The 22,404-nt window shown below is 67.8% G+C and carries 25 protein-coding genes and 1 pseudogene; 8 read left to right on the plus strand and 18 right to left on the minus strand.

Translation table 11 applies throughout. The features are described 5' to 3' along the window. Positions 1-57: 57 nt before the first annotated feature. Positions 58-750 carry an NAD(P)H oxidoreductase gene (locus tag IT779_RS36370; RefSeq protein WP_332839124.1) on the minus strand — a complete coding sequence of 231 codons (693 nt, stop codon included), beginning with the start codon at positions 748-750 and terminating at the stop codon, positions 58-60. A 108-nt stretch (positions 751-858) separates the two neighbouring features. On the opposite strand from IT779_RS36370, the gene IT779_RS36375 reads away from it, so the two are divergent. Continuing rightward, positions 859-1,785, plus strand: a complete 927-nt coding sequence (locus IT779_RS36375; RefSeq protein ID WP_332839125.1) for an AraC family transcriptional regulator — start codon at positions 859-861, stop codon at positions 1,783-1,785. Between the two features lie 103 nt (positions 1,786-1,888). Here the strand turns inward: IT779_RS36375 and IT779_RS38995 are convergent, their stop codons facing one another. Then, entirely contained in the window at positions 1,889-3,301 is a 1,413-nt protein-coding gene (locus tag IT779_RS38995; protein ID WP_196154051.1) for an O-antigen ligase family protein, read from the minus strand. A gap of 87 nt (positions 3,302-3,388) precedes the next feature. Further along, entirely contained in the window at positions 3,389-6,649 is a 3,261-nt protein-coding gene (locus IT779_RS36385; protein ID WP_196154052.1) for a BTAD domain-containing putative transcriptional regulator, read from the minus strand. A 27-nt stretch (positions 6,650-6,676) separates the two neighbouring features. Here IT779_RS36385 and IT779_RS36390 point away from each other — a divergent pair, with 27 nt between their 5' ends. After that, positions 6,677-7,393 carry a hypothetical protein gene (locus tag IT779_RS36390; RefSeq protein WP_196154053.1) on the plus strand — a complete coding sequence of 239 codons (717 nt, stop codon included), beginning with the start codon at positions 6,677-6,679 and terminating at the stop codon, positions 7,391-7,393. Positions 7,394-7,457: 64 nt separating this feature from the next. On the opposite strand, the gene IT779_RS36395 is transcribed toward IT779_RS36390, so the two are convergent. The 3 genes from IT779_RS36395 to IT779_RS36405 are packed head-to-tail and all read right to left on the minus strand — an operon-like array spanning position 7,458 to position 8,828. Beyond that, positions 7,458-8,294: a class I SAM-dependent methyltransferase gene (locus IT779_RS36395; protein WP_408637833.1), complete on the minus strand. Its 837-nt coding sequence runs from the start codon at positions 8,292-8,294 to the stop codon at positions 7,458-7,460. Positions 8,295-8,323: 29 nt separating this feature from the next. Continuing rightward, positions 8,324-8,665, minus strand: coding sequence for a VOC family protein (locus tag IT779_RS36400; protein ID WP_196154055.1), 342 nt, complete (start codon positions 8,663-8,665; stop codon positions 8,324-8,326). Between the two features lies 1 nt (position 8,666). Further along, positions 8,667-8,828, minus strand: a complete 162-nt coding sequence (locus IT779_RS36405; protein WP_196154056.1) for a ribbon-helix-helix domain-containing protein — start codon at positions 8,826-8,828, stop codon at positions 8,667-8,669. An 80-nt stretch (positions 8,829-8,908) separates the two neighbouring features. Here IT779_RS36405 and IT779_RS36410 point away from each other — a divergent pair, with 80 nt between their 5' ends. Continuing rightward, complete coding sequence (locus IT779_RS36410) at positions 8,909-9,313, plus strand: DUF4440 domain-containing protein (RefSeq protein ID WP_196154057.1); 405 nt, start codon at positions 8,909-8,911, stop codon at positions 9,311-9,313. 29 nt (positions 9,314-9,342) lie between these two features. On the opposite strand, the gene IT779_RS36415 is transcribed toward IT779_RS36410, so the two are convergent. From IT779_RS36415 to IT779_RS36450, 9 genes are all read right to left on the minus strand, one after another. Continuing rightward, on the minus strand, positions 9,343-10,101 hold the full coding sequence (locus IT779_RS36415) for a metallophosphoesterase family protein (RefSeq protein WP_196154058.1): 759 nt from the start codon (positions 10,099-10,101) through the stop codon (positions 9,343-9,345). A gap of 6 nt (positions 10,102-10,107) precedes the next feature. Further along, positions 10,108-10,386, minus strand: coding sequence for a BON domain-containing protein (locus tag IT779_RS38385; RefSeq protein ID WP_232542430.1), 279 nt, complete (start codon positions 10,384-10,386; stop codon positions 10,108-10,110). Next, the gene (locus IT779_RS36420) at positions 10,319-10,963 is read right to left on the minus strand and encodes a nucleotidyltransferase family protein (RefSeq protein WP_332839126.1); all 645 of its coding nucleotides are present in this window, start codon (positions 10,961-10,963) and stop codon (positions 10,319-10,321) included. The genes IT779_RS38385 and IT779_RS36420 overlap by 68 nt, the downstream gene beginning before the upstream one ends. A gap of 28 nt (positions 10,964-10,991) precedes the next feature. After that, positions 10,992-12,329 (minus strand): NAD(P)/FAD-dependent oxidoreductase, encoded by a 1,338-nt coding sequence (locus IT779_RS36425; protein WP_332839127.1) that lies wholly within the window; start codon positions 12,327-12,329, stop codon positions 10,992-10,994. 378 nt (positions 12,330-12,707) lie between these two features. After that, positions 12,708-13,205, minus strand: coding sequence for a hypothetical protein (locus tag IT779_RS36430; protein ID WP_196154059.1), 498 nt, complete (start codon positions 13,203-13,205; stop codon positions 12,708-12,710). Between the two features lie 434 nt (positions 13,206-13,639). After that, on the minus strand, positions 13,640-14,842 hold the full coding sequence (locus tag IT779_RS36435; protein WP_196154060.1) for a hypothetical protein: 1,203 nt from the start codon (positions 14,840-14,842) through the stop codon (positions 13,640-13,642). 9 nt (positions 14,843-14,851) lie between these two features. After that, positions 14,852-15,154, minus strand: a complete 303-nt coding sequence (locus tag IT779_RS36440) for a WXG100 family type VII secretion target (protein ID WP_196154061.1) — start codon at positions 15,152-15,154, stop codon at positions 14,852-14,854. Between the two features lie 5 nt (positions 15,155-15,159). Continuing rightward, positions 15,160-15,480, minus strand: coding sequence for a WXG100 family type VII secretion target (locus IT779_RS36445; RefSeq protein WP_332839128.1), 321 nt, complete (start codon positions 15,478-15,480; stop codon positions 15,160-15,162). 405 nt (positions 15,481-15,885) lie between these two features. Beyond that, positions 15,886-16,392 carry an HIT family protein gene (locus IT779_RS36450; protein WP_198429322.1) on the minus strand — a complete coding sequence of 169 codons (507 nt, stop codon included), beginning with the start codon at positions 16,390-16,392 and terminating at the stop codon, positions 15,886-15,888. Between the two features lie 84 nt (positions 16,393-16,476). Here IT779_RS36450 and IT779_RS37320 point away from each other — a divergent pair. Then, positions 16,477-16,955, plus strand: a pseudogene (locus IT779_RS37320) (transposase); the annotation flags it as partial. Beyond that, complete coding sequence (locus IT779_RS38660; protein WP_269781713.1) at positions 16,951-17,076, plus strand: hypothetical protein; 126 nt, start codon at positions 16,951-16,953, stop codon at positions 17,074-17,076. The pseudogene IT779_RS37320 and the gene IT779_RS38660, both read left to right, overlap by 5 nt. Before the next feature lie 363 nt (positions 17,077-17,439). Here the strand turns inward: IT779_RS38660 and IT779_RS36460 are convergent, their stop codons facing one another. Then, on the minus strand, positions 17,440-17,901 hold the full coding sequence (locus tag IT779_RS36460) for an SRPBCC family protein (protein WP_196154062.1): 462 nt from the start codon (positions 17,899-17,901) through the stop codon (positions 17,440-17,442). Positions 17,902-18,042: 141 nt separating this feature from the next. Between IT779_RS36460 and IT779_RS36465 the strand changes: the two genes are divergently transcribed. After that, complete coding sequence (locus IT779_RS36465) at positions 18,043-18,597, plus strand: hemerythrin domain-containing protein (RefSeq protein ID WP_196154063.1); 555 nt, start codon at positions 18,043-18,045, stop codon at positions 18,595-18,597. Between the two features lie 64 nt (positions 18,598-18,661). Continuing rightward, entirely contained in the window at positions 18,662-19,108 is a 447-nt protein-coding gene (locus tag IT779_RS36470; RefSeq protein ID WP_408637832.1) for a DoxX family protein, read from the plus strand. A gap of 18 nt (positions 19,109-19,126) precedes the next feature. On the opposite strand, the gene IT779_RS36475 is transcribed toward IT779_RS36470, so the two are convergent. Then, the gene (locus IT779_RS36475) at positions 19,127-20,113 is read right to left on the minus strand and encodes an Acg family FMN-binding oxidoreductase (protein WP_232542431.1); all 987 of its coding nucleotides are present in this window, start codon (positions 20,111-20,113) and stop codon (positions 19,127-19,129) included. A gap of 78 nt (positions 20,114-20,191) precedes the next feature. Then, positions 20,192-21,151, minus strand: a complete 960-nt coding sequence (locus tag IT779_RS36480; RefSeq protein ID WP_196154064.1) for an alpha/beta fold hydrolase — start codon at positions 21,149-21,151, stop codon at positions 20,192-20,194. 181 nt (positions 21,152-21,332) lie between these two features. Here IT779_RS36480 and IT779_RS36485 point away from each other — a divergent pair, with 181 nt between their 5' ends. Continuing rightward, complete coding sequence (locus tag IT779_RS36485; RefSeq protein ID WP_196154065.1) at positions 21,333-22,112, plus strand: tyrosine-protein phosphatase; 780 nt, start codon at positions 21,333-21,335, stop codon at positions 22,110-22,112. Positions 22,113-22,404 lie beyond the last annotated feature (292 nt).

Genomic DNA, 22,404 nt, shown 5'->3' on the forward strand with positions numbered 1-22,404 from the left:
CTCCTGACGTGCGGTGCGCGTCAGGAGGTCTCGCATTTGTCGGAGCCGTGCCCGTCGTCAGGGCAATGCGGCGACGGGCGCGGGTTCCGAGGTGAGGAATGCGGTCACGAAATCGGCTGCCACACCTTCGAACCCGGTGTAGTGCGCGTCGCGTTTGGCGCCGGATATCGCCTCGCCGACGAGCAGTTCGCCTTCCGGGGTGACGCTCTGCGGTCGCTCCTCGGCGTCGGGCAGCAGGCCGACCGTCGAGGAGCTGAAGCCGCAGTAGAAGGCGATGGAGTCGTTGAGCTGGTTGTCCAGCATCGCCTGCATGGCCTCGATCGCCGGATCGTCCGCGGTCGCGCCCGCCAGGCCGAGCCACAGGATGCGCTTGCCCGCGAGGCGCGGTGTGCTGCGACCGTAGGCGAATCCGTAGTTCCACACCCGGTCGATCCAGCCCTTGAGCAGCGCGGGCAGGCTCGCCCAATACACCGGGAAGACCACGACCACGCGTTCGGCGGCGAGCAGCCGATGCATGTGCGCGCCGACCTCGGTGGAGTAGACCTTCTCCCGATCGTTCCAATCCGGCTGATCCGCGACCGTCATGCGCGGATCGAAACCCTCGTCGTTCAGGTCGAGGACGTCGACCGTGTACCCCGCAGCCGCCATCTGCGCGACGGTTCGCCTGCCGATATGGGCGGTGAGCGAATCCGCGCGGTGATGCGCGACGACGACGAGCGCGGTGCGCGATGCGTTGCTGCCGTACTGCACTGGTATCTCCTGAGCTCGGTGATCTGGTACTTCGAGTACAGTCCGCACGACGTGGACGATCCATGGCAGAAAAGCTCCGATGCATAGGAGTTCGTCTACTGTGGGGGAGTGGACCCTTTGAGTTACGTCCTCAGCGGAATCCGCGCGGAGGGCTCGATGATCGGGCAGGCGGTGCTGCGAGCCCCGTGGGCGATCCGCTTCGTCGACCGCGCACCGCTGACCATGGTCACCGTGCTGCGCGGCGGCGGCACACTGGTACTGGACGGCGGCGTCGAACGCGCGGTGCGCGCAGGCGACACCGCGATCGTGCGCGGCCCGACCCCCTTCCGCCTGACCGACCGTCCCGATTCGCGAGTCCACCCGTCCGAGGAATACGAGATCGCGTGTTTCCTCGACGAATCCGAGTGCGCCGAAACCGAATCCAACGCCATCGGCCGCCACGACGGCCCGGTGGCCGCCACCACCCTCATCGTCGGCGCCTACCGAGCCTCCGGCCACCGCCACGAGCGACTGCTGCGCGCACTGCCCGCGCTCGCGGTGGTCAGCGAAGACGACGAGGCGTGCGCGTGGATGGGGGCCGCGGCGATGGAAGCGGGCGACCCGAGCGCAGGTTCCCAAGCGCTCCTGGATCGCCTGCTCGACTGGGGCCTGGTGTGCACGCTGCGCACCTGGTTCACGCGTGCGGGCACCGACGCACCCGCTTGGTTCCAGGGCCTGTCCGATCCCGTGGTCGCCCCCGCGCTGGAGGCCATCCACAGCCACGCCACCCGCACCTGGACCGTCGCCACCCTCGCCGAACGCGCGGGCGTCTCACGAGCCCTGTTCGCCAAACGCTTCACCGCTGTCATGGGCCGCCCACCCCTGACCTACCTCACCGAGATCCGCATGGACGAAGCCGCAGCCCTCCTCACCGACACCGACCTCACCATCGCCCACATAGCCAGAACCGTCGGCTACGCGGACGCTTTCGGCTTCAGCGCCGCCTTCAAACGCCACCGAGGCATGAGCCCCACCGCTTTCCGAGCCGCCGCCTGAACGCTGTGGCGCACCCCTTCGGTTCGTGCGCCATTCGATGACATCCGGCTGCACGGAGAACTCCGATCCATCTGACCGGCAAGGTATTTCGGCGGTGGCGCAGTCAACAGCGAACCGGCGAGGGCGGATTCGTCGCGGGGGTGGTGCGGTTGCGGGAGCGGAAGGTGGGGAGGCGGCGTTTCGGGGCGACGGGTGGCGTGAAGGCGGCGCTGCGGGGCAGGGGCATGGTCACGTCGAACATGGAGGCGGTGCGGAGTTCGGGGGGCGGGGTGGGGCGGGGGCGTTCGCGTCCGACGATGAGGACCGCGAGGACGATGGCGGTGGCGAAGGCGATGCGGTGGTTGCTCGCCGGGCTGTCCACGAGGTTCATGACGACGAATCCGGCGAGACCCGCGGCGGTGGCGGGAGCGGTGGGGGAATTGGCGCGGCTCGCGTCGAAGGCGCTCCAGATGCCGATGACGGTGATCGCGACGACCGCGCACATGCCGACGACGCCCGCTTCGATGGCGTAGTTCAGCCAGAGATTGTGGGCGTGCTGATAGGTTTCCGAACCGGTCGTCTGCTCGTTGAGGTGAGCGCCGGAACGGCCGGGGCCGACGCCGAGCGGGTGTTCTCCGGCGATGCGGACGCCCGCGACCCACACGTCCGCGCGCACACCGACCTTGCCCCTGGTCGCCAGCACGAACAGCGCCACCGCCATGACCACCGCCAACCCGATGCCGAGCGCCGAATACACCCGATTCACGGTGAGCGCCCGACCGGATTTCAACCGGTGGAATCCGGCGTGCACGACCAGGCCCGCGACGGCCGCGATGACGCCCGCGCGCGAACCGCTGAGAAACACCGCGACATATCCCATCACGATGAGCCCGCCGCCGAGCAGCCGCGCCGACACGTCGACGGTCACCGCGACGCCCGCCGCCGCGACCGGAAGCAGCAGCACCAGGAAAGCGGCGAGCAGATTGGGGTTGGAGAAGGTTCCGGTGGCGCGGATCATGGCGCCCGCGCCGCACACGTCGTCGGAGCCGTCGAGCGCGCCGCGACAGAATCCGGTGGGTGTGCCTTCCACGACCTGCTGGACGGCGACGCCCGCCGCGATACTCACGCACACGATCGCGAGCAGCACGATCGCGGGCCACGGGTCGGGTATCACCCGGCTCACCGCGACCGCCAGGTAGTAGATCGCGATCACGGTGACCAGCCCGCGCCAGGTCGCCCACTGCTGTCCCGCGAGATGGTTCGCGACCGCGGCGCACAGCAGCAGGGTCGCCAGCGGTATGTCGAGGTCGGTGCGCCACCGCGATTCCCCGGTGGCGAGCGCGGCGACGATGCCGATGAGGACGGTCAGCCGCGTCGGTGTCACGATCCAGAAGATCGGTTGTTCGGGAAGGATATTGACCGCGCAATTGAACGCGACGAGCGCGAGGCACAGCAGCGCCACCGCACGCGCCGCGACGACTCGCGTCGCGACGAGCGGTGGGCGCCCCGCCTCGGCGGCGGGCCCGAGGGGACTCACGGTTCAGATCTTTCACACCCGAATGTCCAATTCGCCGCTATTGCGTAATGAATCGGTAATGTGCGCGCGTCGGGCCGGGGCACGAAGTCAGGCGAAAGGCCAGCGGGTCAGGCGATCTCGGGCGCGGGCTTCGTAGGGGCGGGCGCCGAGGAGGCGGGCGCGCCGGACGGCGGCCGTGACGAGCGGTTCGGCGTCGGGGAGGCCGAGGATGCCCCGGGCTGTGCCGCGGTAGAGGCCGGAAGGGCCGAGGCAGACCAGGCCGGGCCACTGCACGATCAGGGTTTCGCCCCAGCCTTCGGTGAGCGGTTCCAGGGCGGCGGTGAGTTCGGTGACCAGGGCGCGATGGTGCGGGGCGTGCTGTCCGACGGTGAGCAGCGCCTCGATGAGGAGGGGGACGCGCACGACGACGCGGGGACCGTGCAGGCGCCCTGGCAGCGCGACGACGGTTTCGATGAGGTGCAGCGCGCGTTCGTGGTCGCCGGTTTCGGCGGCGGCCATGGCGACCACGATGCCGAAGTCCTCGTCGAAGTCCTCGGCCATGCGGTCGGCTTCGGCCAGCGCCTCGCCGAGGCGTCCGTCGTGCCACAGTTCGATGGAGCCGCTGGTGAGCAGGGAGGCGTCGGCGAGCAGCCGGGCGGGTCCGTCGACCGCGCCGAGATCTTCGGCGAAGCGGGTCATCAGCGCGTGCGAGCCCGCGTAGTCGCCGCGCAGCACCGCGAGCATCACCTGCCACCACAGTTGGGTGGCCGCGAGGTCGGTGCCGCCGTCGACGGCCAGGCGCGCGAATTCGGCGGACAGCCTGCGCACCAGGCGCAGGTCGCCCGACTCGAGCGCGCACACCCGGCGTAGGTGCACCGCGGCGGCCCTGGCCTCGCGGTCGTGACCGGCGAGCTCCTCGAGCTCTTCGGCGATCTTGTGGCGCGCGGCGACGGTCGTCGGATCCCAGGTGCACACGAATTCGGCGAGCAGCACCTGCGGCCAGGACGAGGAGCCGGGTGCGCTGCGCGAACGCGCCTCGGCCAGCGCGTCCAGATCGCCCGCGAGTCCGTGGACGGCGCGGTCGACGGCTTCCATCGCCTCGATCTCGGCGACCAGGTCGGTGTCGAGCTCGAGGCGGTTGGCCAGCGCCCGAGCGCGCAACCCGGACGAACCCGTCTGCACCACACCGTATCCGGAGAAATATCCGGCGACGCCGCGCGGTGCGGCGAGTAGTGCGGTTCGCGCGAGCCCGGCACGGTCGCCGCGCGCGTCGCACAGCAGGCCCGCGCGGTCGAAGTGGGCGGTGGCCGCTTCGTAGTGTCCGAGGCGGTGATGGGCCTGGCCTGCGAGTTGTTCGAGTTCGATCACGGCGGCCGTGTCACCCGGATCGGCATGGCGCAGTCCACGTTCCGCGAATTCGGCGCATTCGGTGGCCGCGCCGCGCCGTGCGGCATCTCGTGCGGCGGCGAGGCAAGCGTGCGCGGCGGCGTTGTCACGGGCGTCGAGTGCGGCTTCGCTGAGGTGCCGCGCTCGCTCGGTGACGGCGTCGGGTCGGTGTTCGGCGAGGGCGTCGGCTATTCGACTGTGCAGCAAAGATTTTCGCACCACGCCGATGCCTTCCAGGACAGCGGCGCGCACCAGGTCGTGGGTGAAGCCGAGCGTGGTGCGGGGATACCGGTCTCGAGCGCATCGCCGATCGAACGTTTCGCCGGACCGGGTTCGGTCGCTCTCGACCGTGATGACCTGCGCGGCGGCGAGTTCGCTTATCCGCGTGTCGAATCCGGGTGCGGTATCGGCCGCCGCGAGCAGGCCGATCGAAGTGCGCGCGCCGATTACGGCGAGCAGTTCGGCCGACTCCCGTGCTGCGGGGGATACCGCGGCCAGCTTCGCGGCGGTGATCTCACTCGCGGCGCCCGACACCGGGCGACCCGCGCGCGCCAGATCACACAGCTGCGTCGCCAGGAACGGACTGCCCGCGCTGCGCGCGACGATCGCCGCGCGCACCCGAGGATCGCCCGCCCCGAGTTCGGCCGCGACCAGCGCGCTGATCGCGGCCTCCGACAGCGGCGCCAGATCGAGGAAAACGGGCGTGCCCGCCGCGCGCAGCACCCGCAGCACCGCGTCCATCTCGGGTTCGGGCGGTTCGGGTCGCACGGTGATCAGCAGCAGCACCGGGTGCGCGCGCAGCACCCGCATGGCCGCCGAGATCATCCGCATCGAATCGATATCGGCCCACTGCGCGTCATCGAGCACGGCGACGACGTGTCCGGTTTCGCGGGCCACGTCGGCGAACAGCGCGGCGAGGGCGCGCGCGGTCGGCGGATGCGGCGCCGCGCGGCCGTCGAGCGCTGCTTTGTCGAGCCACGGCGTCAGCGTCGCCATGGCCGCTCCGACGCCGTTGACGCCCGCCGTGAAGTAGGCGTCGGCGTTGTGTCGGCGCACCGCGTCCTCGACGACCGCTGTCTTGCCGATGCCCGCCGCGCCGCGCACGGTCACCACGGTGAGTCCGCGCAGCGACCGGCGCCACGCGTGGTCGAGGGTCGCGGCGACCTCGTCGCGGCCGATCAGGTCAGGACCCGCGACGGGTGCGGGCGCTTCGGGCGGGTCGCGGATCTCGTTCTCCACCCGGACGGTGTCGGCGGTCGGGTCGAGCCCGAATTCCTCGCGCAGGTCGCGCCGCAGCCGGACCAGCACATCCAGCGCCTCCGAGACCCGGCCACCGTCGCGCAAGGCGAGCGCGAGCAGCCGGGCGGTGGATTCCCGGAGCGGGTGACGTTCGTACTCCTCGGTCAGCAGCGTCACCGCGGGACGCGCGCGACCGAGCACGAGTAGCCCCTCCGCGCACAGTTCCACCAGATCCGAACGCAGTTCGTCGAGGCGGGTGCGTTCGGGAGCGAGTTCGGTGATGTCGGCGACCTCGGCCAGCGGTTCGCCCCGCCACAGCCGCAACGCGCGGTCGAGCAGGTCGACGGCGCGTTCGAGATCGCCGTCGGCGTGCGCGGCCCGCGCGTCGCGCGACAACTCGTCGAGCAGGTCGAGGTCGGTGCCCGATCCGGCGCAGCGCAGCACGTATCCGTTCGCGACGGTGTCGATGCGCAGGTCGGGCAGCGGTTTCAGAATTCTGCGCAGACGCGAGACGTAACCCTGCAAGGTGACCAGCGCGCTGTCGGGCGGCGCACCGCGCCACAACAGTTCGCACAGGTAGCCCGCACTGCGCGCGGATCGCTCGGCGGCGAGAACGACCAGCAGTTCGGCGTGTTTGCGCGCCGCGATCTCGATGCGGACGCCGTCCGGCCCGCGCACCTCCAACGGCCCGAGCACCGCGATCGCGGGCCGGTCGTCGGCGGACCAGTCGGACACCAGCGTCACACCAGCGCCCTCGCCGACCCTTGGCTCATGACCAACACCGAAGCCCTCCTGCCGACAACCCTCCCGCCGACCGCCGCGAAACGGACCGGCAGTCCTTCCCGCGACAATGTACTTCGCCTGTGCGGCGCGGCGCTGGCGGTCGGCGGCGCCCTGTGCATAGCGGGCGGCACCCTGCACCCCATCGTCGCGGGCAAAGGCCATTCCGTCGAAGCGCTCACCAGCGCGGGCACCCCGATCGCGCAGACTCTGCTCGGACTCGGCACCGTCGCCCTGGTACTCGGCCTGCCCGGCATGTACGCGTGGATGCGCACGCGGCTCGGGTCGATCGGATTCCTGGGGGTGATCACCTATCTGGTCGGCAATATCGTCACCGCGGCCGGGCATCTCACCGTCGAACTCTTCGTCGCCTACCCCTTCGCGAACGACCCGGCCACCGCCCACCTGATCGCCGACAACGACAACATGATCGACACCACCGCCTTCGCCCTGTTCAACGCGATCGGCGGCGTGGTGATGCTGGCCGGTATGGGCCTACTCGGCGCGAGCATGCTGCGCAACGCCACCGTGCCGCGCTGGATCGCACTGCTCACCCTGTTCGGCATGGTCGGGTTCTTCCTCCCGATCCCCGCGACGGCGGGCATCTCCGGGTTCATCTACGAAGCCCCGCGCGGCATCGCGGTCGCGGCGATCGGCGTGCTGATGCTGCGCAGGCCGGGCGGATTGCGCCGGTGGGCGCGTGCCTGAATCCACACGGCCTCCCGGCGCTGGTTCGGGAGGCCGTGCACCCGGCGCGGCGCCGCGTCGGCATTCAGGTGCTCGCCACCAGGATCTGTTCGGACTCGGCGGGTTCGAGTCCGTCGGTGCGGTCGGCGAAGTAGCGTGCGGTGAGTTCGCGTGCCGAGAGATGGCGTGCGGTGGGGAAGCCCGCCGCTTCGGCCGCGGCCACGATCGTTTCGGGGGTGTAGAAGGTGATGAACGGGGTGCCCGTGGTGCGAGCACCGTCTTCGGCGAAGCGGCGCAGGCGCTGTTCGTCGGGGCCGACGAGTTCCAGCGGCAGCATGAAGGTGGTGACCAGGGCGGAGCCGGGCGCCAAGGTGGCGAGTCGGCGCAGAGTCGCGGTGTTGGCATCCTCGGTCAGGTACATGGTGACGCCCGCGGAGGCGACGAAGGCGGGGCGTTCGGGGTCGAACCCGGCGGCGACGAGCCGGTCCCACCACGAGTCGTGCTCGAAGTCGACCGGCACCGACCGCGCTCGGGGCGCGGCGTCGAATTCGAGCTCGTCGAGTCGGCGGCGTTTCCATTCCTGCGGTCCGGGGCGGTCGACCTCGTAGATCGTCAGCGTCGCGGCGAGATCGGGGCGGCGCTGGGCGAAGGTGTCGAGACCCGCCCCGAGGATCACGTACTGGTCGACACCGAGGGCCAGGTGTTCCACGAGCAGATCCTCGATGGCGCGGGCGCGGGCGACGATGCCCGCGCGCATCGGTCGCGTGAGGTTCGGGTCCATGTCGGGGCGCTGCCAGCGATCGTCTTCGGGGTCAAGCAGCTGGACGCCGATCTCGTCGGTGAAGACGGGCGGCGTCGCGTCGGCCCGCAGGTGCAGGGCGCGCCACAACGCCACCCTGGCGGCGGTGTCCTCCGGGGCGATGTCTTCGGGAGCGGCGGTGCGCACGGCGTTCACTCCTTTCCGGGGGCTTGCAGGATCCACGGCCGCCCGTCCGGATCGTTGACGGTCATCTCCTGCGTGCCGTAGTGGGTCTGTTCGAATTCACTGACGATGTCGACGCCGTCACCGGGGCGCCGCGCGGTGTCCTGCACCTTCAGCACCAGCCGCGTGCGGGGTTCGTGATCGGGCGGCACTTCGACCACGAAGACGTAGGGGCCCGCGCCGTTGCTGAATTGCCCTGAGTTGTGGTCGGTTTCGAAGTCGACGGTGAAGCCGAGTTCCCGCAGGAACCGGCCGGTGGCGCCCCAGTTGCGCGTCTCCAGGAATACCGCTTCGATGCCTTGGCTTGTCATCTCACTCCTTCTCCGGTGGATCGGTGTCGGCGAGGTAGGCGCGCAGCGCCGCGGCGACCAGCGCCGACAGCGACGTCCCCGACTCGATCGCCCGGTATTTGACCTGCTTGATCAACCCGATCGGCAGATAGACGTTGAACTGCTTCACTTCCTCGTCGCCCACCGTGCGATGCTAGCATGCTAGCAAGCTAGTGGACAGAGCGGAACGCGCGAGAATCACGCGGTTGTGCCAGACTCGGGCCCGTGTCCGAGGTCGACGATTTCCTGGCCGATGTGCTGCCCCGCCTGCATGCCGCCGAGACGGCACTGCATCGCGGCGATCCGGTTCCCCGCCAACGGTTGTGGTCGAACAGCGAGCCCGTCACCCTGTTCGGCGCGGAGGTCAATCGCAGCGGCCGTGCGGAATTGGAGTCGACCTTCGAATGGCTCGCGACCCGTTTCACCGACTGCGAATCCATCGACTACGAAGTCGTCGCGGCAGGCGTGAGCGGTGACCTCGCCTATCTCGTTGCCGTCGAACGGATCACAGCGACGGCGAACGGCACACCCACCTCCTACGCGCTGCGCTCGACCACGGTCTTCCGCCGCGAACAAGGCGAGTGGAGAGCGGTGCACCGACACGGCGATCCCTATCGAGACCCTGCGTAGTTCACGCCGCGCGCCAGGTTGCGCCTCGATTACGTGACCAGAGAGTGATCGCGCGCCTGCGGTTCGGAAGTTTCGGCCTGCGCGGCGAGTTCGTAGACCGCGTAGGCGGCGCGCAGCACCGGGTGGGCGACGTTCCGGACTCGGGTGCCGCCGGGCGTGGTGCCGTGTTCGGTGCCCGCGTGCGCGTGGCCGTGCACCGCGAGGTCGACGCGATGGTTGTCGACGGCTTCGCCGAGTAGGTAGCTGCCGAGGAAGGGATAGATCTCCGGCGGCTCACCGTGCAAGGTGTCGCTGACGGGGGAGTAGTGGGTCAGCGCGACCGTGAAATCGGTCTCGAGTTCGGCGAGCGCGCAGTCCAGCGACGCCGCGAGTTCGGCGCTGTGGCGCGCGAATTCGCGCATCAGAGGCTCGCCGAACGCGCTCGCGCATTTGCCCGCGAATCCGCCGCCGAACCCTTTGGTGCCCGCGATCCCGAGGCTGACGCCGTCGATGTCGAGACGCACCGAACTGCCTTCGAGCACGATGATGCCCGCCTCGGTGAGCAGCGCGGTGACCTCGGCCGCGACGTCGCTGTGATAGTCGTGATTACCGAGCACGGCGACCACGGGCACCCCGCAGTCGCCGAATTCGGCCGCGACGACGGCAGCTTCGACCGCCGTGCCGTGCCGGGTGAGGTCACCGGCGAGCAGCAGCACGTCGGCCAGCCCCGGCAACGCGGCAAGCGCCTCGCGCCAGCGGCCGCCGCAGTCCTGTCCCAGATGGATATCGCCTACCGCCGCGATGCGCATGGGTGCTCAACTCCTGTCGCGATCGTGCCCGCCCCGCAGGACGGAGATGTCCTCGGGATCGGGCGCGGTGAAACGTCCGATCCGTACCTCGTTGTGGATCTCGAGCCGCGGAAGCAGTTCCCGCACCACGGTTTCGAGCATTCGTCGACGATGGTCGGATTCGACTTCTCCATCGATGATGACGGTCGCGCCCCGGATCGTGACGTGGATTCCGAGTTCACAGGTGCGCGGATCCTCGGCCAGCGCCCTGCGCAGGTGCGCGACCGCGTACTGCGGAGGCTCCATCGTGCTCACTCCCTTTCTCGTGCGGCGGTGCGGTGACGATCCCGAGATCGACGAGCAGGCCGAAGAAGGCCCGCGCGTAGGGCGACCGGTCGGTCTGCGTGCGGACCGAGGCCCAATCCACCTGCTCGCGCAGATCACGCGCGATATGCAGCAGCGGCGCGAAGTCGAGCCGGTGCGGGTCGAAGACGAGCATCTTGTCCACCATCAGATCGGTGCCGCTCACCACCGGCGCCTTCGCCGGGCCGATGCGCATGACGGTGGCCCGATCCAGCAGTTCGTCGGTCACCGGGCGGTCGTTCGGGCGATGGATGACATCGATCAGCACGTCGCCCGCATAAACCTTGCGCAGCCAGTTCTCCGGCGGATCGCACACCCGCAGACCGGCCCGGGCCAGCGTGCGCACCGCCCGATCACAGTCGTCCGGCTTGACCAGCAGATCGACATCGTGCTGCGAGGCGGGCCCGCCGCGCGCGTACACCGCGCAGCCGCCCGCCACCGCGAAGCGGATATCCGAATCCGCCAGCGCGTTGACCGCCCGCGTGAGCGCGTGCAACAGATCATCGATGGTCGCGGTCACGCCGAACGCCTACCCGCGCAGCCCCCGCTCAATCACTCGCGTGCGCCGGTTCCTGGATGCCCTCACTGTCGGCGAATCCGGCCTCACGCGCGCTCACCAGGCCGAGGCGGGTCAGCGGACGGGGAACGAAAGCGGTGGTCAGATACCCGAGCGTGACCGCCCACCGATTGACTCCGCGCGGCAACGCGTAGGTGTGGTAGGCGCGGGTCACGGCCTTGGCGGGCAGCCCGGACAGGTGTTTGCCCAGCGGGTTGGCCACCGCGAAACCGGGACCGAGATCGACCACGAGACCCATGTCGCGGTGCCGGTACGGCGCGGCCCGTCCGATCCCGAAATCGGCGGCGACATTGCGCGCCAACGTCTTTCCCTGCCTGCTCGCGTGCTGGGCGGTGGGCGGGGTGATCGCGCCGTCGCCGCGCACCAGATCGGGTACAGCGGCCGCGTCACCGCCCGCCAGGATATCGGGGTGGCCCGGCGCCCGCAGGTATTCGTCGACCACAAGACGACCGCGTTCGAGATCGAATCCGAGGTCGTCGAGCAGCGGCGCACCGGTCACACCGGTCACCCAGGCCACCGTATGGGTTCCGACCCTCGCGCCGTCGGTGAGCACCACGTGATCGTCGGCGACCGAACGCAACGAAGTCTCCAGCCGGATATCGATGCCCCGCCCGCGCAGCACCTCGAGCGCCTTCTCGCCGAGCCGTTCGCCGACTTCCGGCATGACCTGCTTCGCGGTGTCGAGCAGCAGAAACCTGATCTCATCGCGTTCGATCCCGCGGCGGTCCGCGTAGGCGTCGGCCAACGCGCGCAACTGGGCGACGAGTTCGGTGCCCGCGTAGGAAGCCCCGACCACGACCACCGTGCGGCGCGCCCGACGCACCACCGGATCGGCTTCGTGTTCGGCGGACTCGAGCTGATGCAGGAGTTGTTCACGCAGGTACAGCGCCTCGGCGACGGTTTTGAGTCCGCGCGCGTGCTCGTGCAGCCCCGGCACGTCGAACAATCGCGTCACCGAACCGGGCGTCAGCACGAGTTTGTCCCAGCCGAGTTCGAGCGGTTCATGATTCTCCCGCGCGACGGTGACGGTGCGCGCTTCAGGATCGACAGCATCGACCCGGCCGACGATCAACCGCACCGAAGGCAGCGCGTCGGCCAGCGACACCGTGACGAACCGCGGGTCGATCGCCCCACCCGCCACATCGGGCAGCAGCGGCGTGTAGAGCATGTAGTCCTGCTTGTCGATCAGCACGATCTCGATGTCGCGCTCCCTGACCTCGAACAATCGCGCTAGCTTCTTCGCACACGCGAACCCAGCGAATCCGCCGCCGACGATCACCACCCGAGTCTTCTCGCTCGCCTCCAGCACGCCACTCTCCCTTCCCTGTTCTCACCGCGATTCCCGCAGACCCGCGCCCGAAACGCGTTGTCCCGGAGTTGCGCTTCCGAACCGGTATGTGTCCGAAGGGGGGATCGACCAATACGCCAACCTGTTACGACACCGAAAACTGCTGGTCATCGGCAGATAGGATGTCGTGACCGTTCTCGTCCTGCTACCACAGGTTTGCGCCCCGTCCGGGCACATCTCTACAGTCGAACGCGGGTACGCGTACCGGCGGCTCGCGGAGAGTTTTTCGATTTACTCATCCACAGTATCGGCGCCGCTCGTGTCAGCCGACTTCGTTATATTGCGACGTGGAAACCGGACTGACTCAGACAACAAGCGATCGAATAGCGAAATCAGACGTCACCCTTCGCCGCAGGCGAATTGCATTACCAACACGAGTTTTTCGCCGCGCGAGACTTCGTCGCGCTGACCGTCCGACAGTTTGGAGACATTGCGCAGCGCGTCGCCGCCCACCACGCGATCGACGCTGATGGAACATCCGTCTGAGTATTTGCCGAAGACGAGCCACTCGGCACCAGTCTGGCCATGTGGCCTGCCCATTACCTGAAACCCCGCGCCGGGAGCGATGATGTGATCCTGTGGCCGGTCGACCGCTGGGCCCAGGAAGACCTTCGTGACGACCAGGCGATCGAGATTCTCCTCGCTGGTCGAGATGGCTTCGAATCCGTTCGCTTCAGTCGCCATGGCATGTCGCATCGCCGGTAGCGGGTCCAACTTCGTATGGATCTTGCCCCAGATGATCAGACCGATGAAGACCACCGGCACGGCGGCGACGGCGGCGGCGATTCCGAATCCAGCGAATCCTCGAAATTTCCTACTCTGACGGTCTAGCGGCATGTGTAAGCTCCATCTATCAATTCGGCAGCTTTGGCGTAGGAGCCTTCGTTCATCTTGAGATAGTTCTTTACGTGAGGCCCTAGGTCTGCTTGGGCTAGATAGGTATTCATGGCACCTTCGGAGTTATATCCGGCAGCCATGAACTCGTTGGCGCTGTACTTTTCCTTCATACTGTCCGGGACGGACGGCCCGTACTGTTCCTGGATACGACTCAGACTGTATGCGGCGGCCTTGATTGCTACCGAGTCGTCGTACTGCACTCGCTCCCAGGGGGTCGAACCGAATTCATTCGGGTAGGCTGACTGCAATCTCTTTTAGGTGTCTTCTTTGATGTTGGTCAGCCCGAGTGACATCCCCGCGCCGGTCGAGCTGGTGGCCTCACGCACCGGGTTGAGAATTTCTCTCGTGGCGTCCCAGAATCCGCTTCCGGCTTGTTAGAGCGTGGTATCTGCCCTGTTTCCGCCTTCGTTGTACACGATCGCCAATACGAGCTTGGGGTCGACGCCCGCGGCGTTGCCGTACTTGACGGCGTCATCGATCCAGCCTTTGACGATGTCGTTGGACCCGCTGTAGTCACGTCGGCCTTCCGGATTGAGCTCACATTTCAGCGCCGAGGACTTCCAGGTAGCCCGGTTCACGAGTTCGTTGACGGGCGAGCACGCGATCTCTTGCAGCTTCGCCTTCAGCTGCGGAAGAGCATCAGCACCACTGAATTCGGCCTTTGCGAGCAGTGCGTAGAGCGGGTGAGTAGAGAGTGTGGAGGCAATTATCACGGCGCCGGAGGTCAGGCTCGATTCGTCAGGTTCTTCGGTGAAGGTGAGGGTGACAGCGGTGCTCGAGCTCGACGCAGATGCTCCGCTGTCGGAAAAGGCCGAGGCGGCGGTCGATACCAGGGTGGCACGCAAGTCGGCGAGCTCTGTGGCATGCGCGGCGGTCGCTGCGGCAAATCCCTTGGCTGCCTCAGCGGTCGACGTGGATGCACTACCGAGGACATTCAACATATCGACGACGTCGCTCTTCTCCGGCGCCGCCACGGTATCGAAGGAAGCGATGACCGACTCGACACGTCCATGTCCGCCTGTCCACGCGTCATGTTCACTGAACGCCTTCCATCCAGAGTTCGCTGCGTTCAGAGCATCGCTGTCGCCGGTCGGTACCGGTGCGTTGTTCTGTCGCAGAGCAGTGGTGAGGTTGTCACGCAATGTGTTCGGAGTCGTCAGCAGACCGCGATCTGAGGTCGTGTATGCGGCGGGCAGCGGATCGGGAATGTCGATGCTCTTGTCGTCCCAGGCCGGGCCTATACGCGGGGGTGGCATGGCGGGCTCGACACCCTTGTTGGTACTCGGGTTCGCATCGTAGTTCGCTTTCGCCCAGGTGTAACCAGCGAGGTTGAGCATGTCGCCCATGGTGAGAAGCGCGTTGCCGTAGGCGACGAGCACACCTTCGAGATCTGCGGCGACCGACGAGTACTTGGTGACCCACGCTGCGACAGCCGGATAGTTTCCCGCCATGCCATTGCTCGCGGCGAGGCCTGGATTCAGGCTGCCACGGACCGATTCTATGACCCTGCCGTACTCGTTGAAAACAGCTTTCGCGGCAGCGTAATACAGCTCGGGGTCGACGGTGATCGGAGACAATCCTGCTCCCTATTTACCGCGGAAGAGTCTGGTGTTCACAGCACCTGCATCGGTATACGAACTGTGCGCGGCCTCGGCGGCCGCACTCATGTCATGGATACCGTCCACGAATTCACGGGCGCTCACCGACCACTGTTGCTGCAGGCTTTCGTATGCCTGAGCAGCTACACCTTCCCAGCCTGTGCCTGTCAAAATAGCTGCTGCTCTATCGTCGATCTGGTCGATATGCTCTGCGACGAATCCGGCGAGGGCGGTCAGTCTCGCGACGATCTGCTCAACCCGATCGAGATCAACAGAAAATGAATCTGTCATGGTGGCTAGGGAAGATCGAGCCCGGCCAAATTGCCTGCGCCGGATTGATCGCGCTGTTCATAGGTCTGGGCGGTGACGCCGAGCTTTTCGGCCATGGTTGTCAAGGCCGTAAAGATCTGCTGCCCACCCGACTCGACCTCACTCCAGCCCTGGTTGAAGCCGTTCGCTGCCGAACCGATCCATCCGCTCGAAGTGAGCGCGGAGACATCTCGCCCGGCCGAGTCGAGCGCCGCCCGCAACGCATCAGCGATGCTGTACACATAGTTGCCCAGTGCGCGCACTTCGTCCGGGACGATCGACAGAGACTCACCGTGCTTCCCTGTCACCGTCGGCCCCCCACGAACCATCGACCCGAAGCCATGCACAGAGTACGGACGATATCGATTGACCGAATCAACTGCTGCACGGCTCTCCCCTTCGAAGTCGCCGCATTCCGTCAGCATCTCGACGTGTCGATCACACTACACGACGCGGGTGGCGACATGCTGCTCGTGCTGGACGATCCAGGGCGGCCGAACGCCTTCCATGGTCGACGTTCCTGTGCCGTAGAAGTCGTGTGCAGCGACGTCAGGTGTCTCAAGGGGCGTCACACGAGAGGAGGATGCGTTCGCCGACCACACGCAGCGACCTGCGGAGATGAGCAGCCGATCTCAGAGCGTGTCTCACGTCGTAGCGACCGGGCCTTCGCGAGTTTCCTTTAGCTGGTCAAAGCCGCTGCATCGCTGCGGCGTTCACGAACCGAGTTCGGCCCGCAACTGTGCGGCCAGTTCCGCTGCTTGCGCAGGCGACCACGGAATGACGCCGTTCTCCGCCATCAACGCATGGAACTGCTGACTTTCATACGGAGTGCCCGGAGGCAGGGGCGAGATATGCCAGTGGACATGAGCATTGCCCTGTTGGCTACCGAGCGACAGCAGATAGGTTCGCTCCGACGGCACAACGGCTTCGACAGCGCGAGCAACCCTGTGAACGACCGCCTGCAGCCGCAGATACCCATCCTGCTCGAAGTCGCGCACCACATGCTCGAGGTGCGGCTTCGGTGCTACCAGAACATGCCCGTACATCGTCGGATACCTGCCGAGGAACGCGATGTGCGCTCCGTCGTCGAGCAGGACCTCATGTTCGGACCCCGGCGCCCCGGCGACCAGATCACAGATGAAGCAGGACCCCGATCGCACCCGTTCTTCGTACTCCGTCAGATCGAACGGCACCCGTTTCCCGTGCACGTGATTGATCACTGCCTCCCAGTCGAGAGCGTGTCTCGTATCGTCGAAACTTGTTCGGTGTGAGTCGTAAGCGTCTGTGCTGCATTATGTCTGGTCGTGGTCGATGTTCTGTCGCAGCGTTTGGTACCGGATGGGTTGTGGGTGCCGGCCGAGCCGTTGTCGGCGAAGTTCGAGTCTCGTGCCCAGGGCGGCGGGACCGCGCCGGTCGATGAGCGTGTGGTCTTCACCGCGGTGGTATTCGTGCTGACCAGCGGCTGTGCGTGGCGGATGCTGCCGCCCTCGTTCCGGGTGACCGTCCCGACAGCGCACCGCCGGTTCACGGATGCGGCGTCGATACGAGCGAAAGAAGGGGACGCCATGACCGGTCCGAGTCCGGTCGACCGCGGCAAATCCGGTTCGAAACCGCACGTGCTGTCCGATCGCGCCGGAATCCGCTGGCCGTAGCGATTTCGGCGGCCGATACCAACGACGCCGAGGCGCTGCGGCCGCTGGTTCGAGCGATCCCGGCGGTGCGATCCCGACGTGGTCCCCGCAGACGTCGACCGGCGAAGTTGCACGCCGACAAGGCATATGACCGGCTACCACCGGCTCAACATCCGCTACGACCGCAAAGCCACACACTTCCTCGGCTTCCTCACCCTCGCCGCAGCCCTGACCGGCTACAAGAAACTCGCCAAAGCGAAACCAGCGACGTGAGACACGCTCTAAGCCTCGATCCGTGGACGGGGCTGTCGATGGTCTGTGGGCTTCGGGTGCGTGGTCCGGTGGCGTTGGTGAGGCCGAGATCGTCGATGTTGTCCGCGCCCGCGGACATTCCCGCGATCAGCGTGGCGAGCTTCGGTGCCGGGTGCGCTGATTCGGATGTGATCCGTGGAGAATCGACCACGACCTTCTCGGCGAACACTGCGTGAGGTCAGGTACCAAGAGAACTACCGCTGTTGTTCGGAGACGCGGTCGAGCGGTAGATGCGCTCGGGGTGTGCCGGAGACGGTGCGTTCCCGGAAACGGCGACGCCGTGAACCCCGGGTGATGTGGGGTCCACGGCGTGCGCGGTTTCGATCAGGCGTCCGGGCGCGGGACGTCGCCGCGCCAGGCGCCGGTTTCGTGGCGCTGGTCCTCGATGAATTCCTTGAACCGCTTCATATCCCCGTTGACGCGGTGCTTCAGCACGCCGAGTTTGTCGGCGGCGTTCTCCACGAAACCTTCCGGATCGACGTCCATCTGCGCGGTGACGCGGGTGTGGGTGTCGTCGAGGCGGTGGAAGGTGATCACGCCCGCGTGGCGCGGACCGCTGTCGGATTTCCAGGCGACCCGTTCGTCGGGGTGTTGTTCGGTGATGGTCGCGTCGAATTCGCGCGTCGCCGGGCCGACGTGGATACGCCAGTGCGTGTGTCGGTCGTCGAGTTGCCGCACGACTTCGACGCCTTCCATGAAGTGTGGGAAGGATTCGAACTGTGTCCACTGGTTGTAGGCGGTCCGTACCGGCACCTCGACATCGACGGTCGCGGCCAATGTGCTCACGTCATCTTCCTTTCGTGTGACGGTTGGGTGTCTTCATTCGCCTACCCGGTCATGTGGAGCCCAATCCGGAGCGGCCGAATCCGGCGCTGATTGGCGATCTGGTCCGGGGGTAGGCCCAGGTGGACACTGGAAGGGGTCACGATGACCGGAACACGCGAACTCGATGTGGTCGACATCCTGACCGCACAGCATCGCCAGATCAGAGCGCTGCTCGATCGGCTGCGCCTCGACGACCGCGACACCGAGCAGGTCTTCGACGATCTGGTGCGTCTGCTGACCGTGCACGAGACCGCCGAGGAGGAGGTCGTGCACCCGCTGGCCGGGCGGGCCCGCTTCGGCGCCGAACGGATCGTCGAGCCGCGGCTGGCGGAGGAGAGCGCCGCGAAGAAAGCGCTGTCGGAGCTGCGCGAACTCGGTGTGGGTCATCCGGAGTTCCCGGCGAAGCTCGCGGCGTTCCGCGACGCCGTCCTCACGCACGCCGAGCACGAGGAAGCCGAGGAGTTCGAGCTGCTGCGCCGCCAGTACTCGGCGCGTGAACTGCGGAACATGGGTCGGTCGGTGCGTCGGGCCGAAGCGCTCGCGCCGACTCGCCCGCATCCGGGTACCGGCGTGTCCGCACTGCCGAACCGGGTGCTCGGGCTCCCGCTCGCCGTGCTCGACCGGCTGCGTGACGTGCTGCGTGACCGCCGACATTGACCGATTCGATCCGTGCGGGTCGGGTACGCGCCCGAAGAACCAAATCGGCGGCGATCGGAGGACCATGGTCGAGCTCATCGGTGACGACAACGAAACGGCGACGGAACCCGCGGCCGTCGAACCGCGCGGATCACGTGTGCGTGACCTCGCGCGGTGGGTGCTGGCGGGCGGCATGATCTTCGCGGGCCTGAGTCACCTGTTCTGGGGGCGGGAGGAGTTCCGAGCCCAGGTGCCGGACTGGGTGCCGCTGGATACCGACGGGGTCGTAATGGCTTCCGGCGGTGTGGAATTGGCGCTCGGGGTGAACCTGGCCTTCGCGCCGCGCGACCGCACCGGGCAGCTGCTCGCCGCCTTCTTTGTCGCGGTGTTCCCCGGCAATCTGGCCCAGTATCGGCAGCGCCGCGACGGTTTCGGACTCGACACCGATCGGAAACGGTTCATCCGCTTGTTCTTTCAACCGTTGCTGGTGCTGTGGGCGCTGTGGTGCACTCGGTCCCCGCACCGCCGGTGAGCCGCGCGGGGGCTCGCGTCATTCGACGGTCAAGAAGTCCGAAACCGACCGGCGCGGAGTGGCCGGGTGAATCCGGTGGCCGCTGTCGGCGCCGATGCGGATCACCACCTGCGGAACGCCGGGGTGCGGGGCCAGTCCCGACATCACGCGGCGTGCCGCGGGCAGCTCGGTGAGGTGGGTCAGCGCGCAGCTCGCCTGCCCGGCGGCGGTGCATTCGAGCAGGACCGCCGAGAGCGCCTCGCCCGCGCGCAACCAGTGCTCGGGCGTGTCGCCGTCGGTGCCGAGGACGACGACCCGCGCGTGATCCTCGGCGCCCTGATCGCGCGGCGGATGGTCCACGGTGGGGAACGCACGCCCGATCGGGGCCCGATCGGCCTCGGACCGGGAAGTCAGCGCCTCCGGGGGCACACCCTCGGCGGGACGGAAATGACCCGTCCACCAATGTAATTCGGCTTGGTACTGCATGTCGTAGCGCTGCGCGGCCGCGGTGTGCTCGGAGGCGGTGACCACGCGCGGCCGCGCGGTCTCGTCCAGCACGTCCAACTCGACTTCGTGCGGGGACACCAGCAGACGCAACCGATGCGCCAGATCCGGCCAGCCCTCCGGTTCGCGCATCGGCAGCCGGGCGGTGTAGCGGCGGCTCATGGCTTCGGCGCGGGCGAGCACACCCGAGGGCGGATCCGGCCACGGACGGAATTCGACGGTCGCCAGCCACTCCGGGCGCGCCGGATCGGGCATGCGGATGACATCGGTGTGCCAGCCGGCCGCCCCGAACGCGGTGCGGACGTGATGCAGCATCGCACCGCAACTGATGACCAGCTGCCGACCGGACGGATCGGCCACCTCGAGTTGCCGCGAATCGTCGCGATAGAGCCGCAGGGTCCGCCCGTCCGACACCCACCGCCACGGTTGTGTGTTGTGCACCGAAGGGGCCCGGCTCGCCGCGCGCAACACCGCGCACACCGTCGACCGATCGGGCACAGTGGAAACATCGCCAATGGTCATACCCTGATTCTCCGCCTCCGGGGTGACCGATGGCTACGGTCCATCCGCCCGGCTGGAAGGGCCTTTGGTCCCGCGTGATCAGGCGACCAGTGCGAGGTCCGCGGGGGTTCGCACGCCTGCGGTTCGGCGTGAGCGCACCAGCAGGCGGGTGAGGGCTTCGGCGACCGGGCCGGGCTGTTCCATGATCACCGAGTGGCCCGCGCCATCGACAAGCACCAGGTCGGCGTAGTCGATGGAGGCGGCCATGGCGACCGAATGCGCGGGCGGGGTCATCAGGTCGGCGGAACCGCAGAGGATGACGGTCGGGATGCGGGACAGGAGGGTGAGGGCGTCGGTGCGGTCGTAGGTCATGAATTCGCTGAGGAAGCTCGCCATCGTCACGATCGGGGTTTCGTTGTGCATGGCGTTCGCCAGCGTGAGCACCCGGGGGTTGACGCGGCGGTCACCGAATTCCGCGGTGCGGATGATGGGCGCGAAGACTTTGCTCGCGACGAGTTTGGCTCGCTGCATGAGGCCGGGGGCGAAACGGACGGCGGCTTGGAAGGCCGACACCACCGGGTTGCGGAGCAGCCTGCCGAACCCGGCGTCGGCGAGTCCGTTCGCCGCGGTGGCGACCAGGGCGACGCCGACGATGCGGGCGCCGATCTCGTGTGGGTTGCGTGCGGCGTAGGTGAGTGCGGTCATGCCGCCCATCGAATGGCCGACCAGGACAACGGGGCCGGTGGGCGCGACCGCGTCGAGGACGTCGCGGAGGTCGTCGGCGAGTTGGTCGAGGGTGTAGGTGTGGCGGGTCGACCGGCCGGAGGAGCCGTGGCCGCGGTGGTCGTAGCCGACCACACGTGCGCCAGGGTAGCGGCGCAGGAGTTCGTCGCGCACGGAGGTCCAGGATTCCGAGCGCAGGCAGTGGCCGTGCAGCAGGACCACGGTGAGCTCGGCGTCGCGCGGGCCGTATTCGCGCACGGTCAGCGCGACGCCGTCGCCGGTGACGATCGCGGCACGTCGCGGCGCCGGTTGGGCGGTCGTGCGGTGGATCGACATGGTCTGCTCCGGTTCCGTGTGGTGGGTGTTCTCCACTCTGCGCTGTCGCGGGCGCGCGCATCAGGTCCCCGAGTGCTTGGTTCGCGGCACCGAGGGGGAAGGCGACCGCCACCAAGGTGGTTATCATCGACAGCGGATCCGCCCGTGTCGCGCGGGTCGCACGAGATCGGGGGACGGATTCATGGCCGAGGACGGGATGGCGCTCGCCGACCGCGCGCTACCGCTGCGGGGCGCCGTGAACGCCCGCGATCTGGGCGGGTTGCGCACCGAGGACGGGCGCCGGGTGCGCGCCATGCGGGTGCTGCGTTCGGACGGCCCGAACGAACTCGACGGCGACGATGTGACGTATCTGCTCGAGCACTGCCTGCTGCGGATGGTCCTCGACCTGCGCGCGCCGGGCGAGATCGACACCGACGGACGCGGCGGGTTGGCCGACCGCGTCGCGCTCTACCAGAACACCCACATCTTCGGCGCGGACCGCATCCGACTCGACCTGGCCCGCGTCGCTCCCACCGGCGGACTCCTCGACCGGTATATCGGTTACCTGGAGCACAGCGCGCACAATATCGTCGCCGCCCTCGACCTGCTGGCGAGCGCCGACAATCTGCCCGCGCTGGTGCACTGCGCAGCGGGCAAGGACCGCACCGGGGTGGTCGTCGCGATCCTGCTCGGCGTGCTCGGCGTCCGCGAGGACGACATCGTGGCCGACTACGCCGCCACCGGACCGAATGTCGAGGCGCTGTTGGCGCGGGCGCGACGAGCCGCCACCGCGCGCGCCGCGGGCATCGACATCGCCGAAATACCCGCGTGGGTCTTCGCCGCCGACGCCGCGACCATGCGCGGCCTCCTGGCGCACCTGTCGAAGGAATTCGGCGGCCCCGCCGCGTGGGCGACCCGCGCCGGATTGGAAGACGCCACTCGCCGCCGACTCGTCGACACCTTGCTCGAACCCGCACGGTAGCCGCCGATCATCGAGACCGACAAGAAGTCGGCAACCCGAGAAGCGTCCCCGTCCAAGCCCCACCCCCACCACAAGGGAGCGAGCCCGACGAGCGACGGTTCACGACCGTCCCGCACCACAGCGGTCAAACCCACCCCCGCAACATCCCCACCCACCCACCCAACCCCGCAACATCCCCCCCCAACCCAGCCCCGCCGGGAGCGAGCCCGACGAGCGACGGTTCGCGGCCGTCTCGCGTCCCAGCGTTCGAGACAATGCGACGCAGGAGCAAGTATCGAACGCTGGGACGCGA

Source organism: Nocardia bovistercoris (assembly GCF_015674855.1).
In the GTDB taxonomy this organism is placed as follows: Bacteria; Actinomycetota; Actinomycetes; order Mycobacteriales; family Mycobacteriaceae; genus Nocardia; species Nocardia bovistercoris.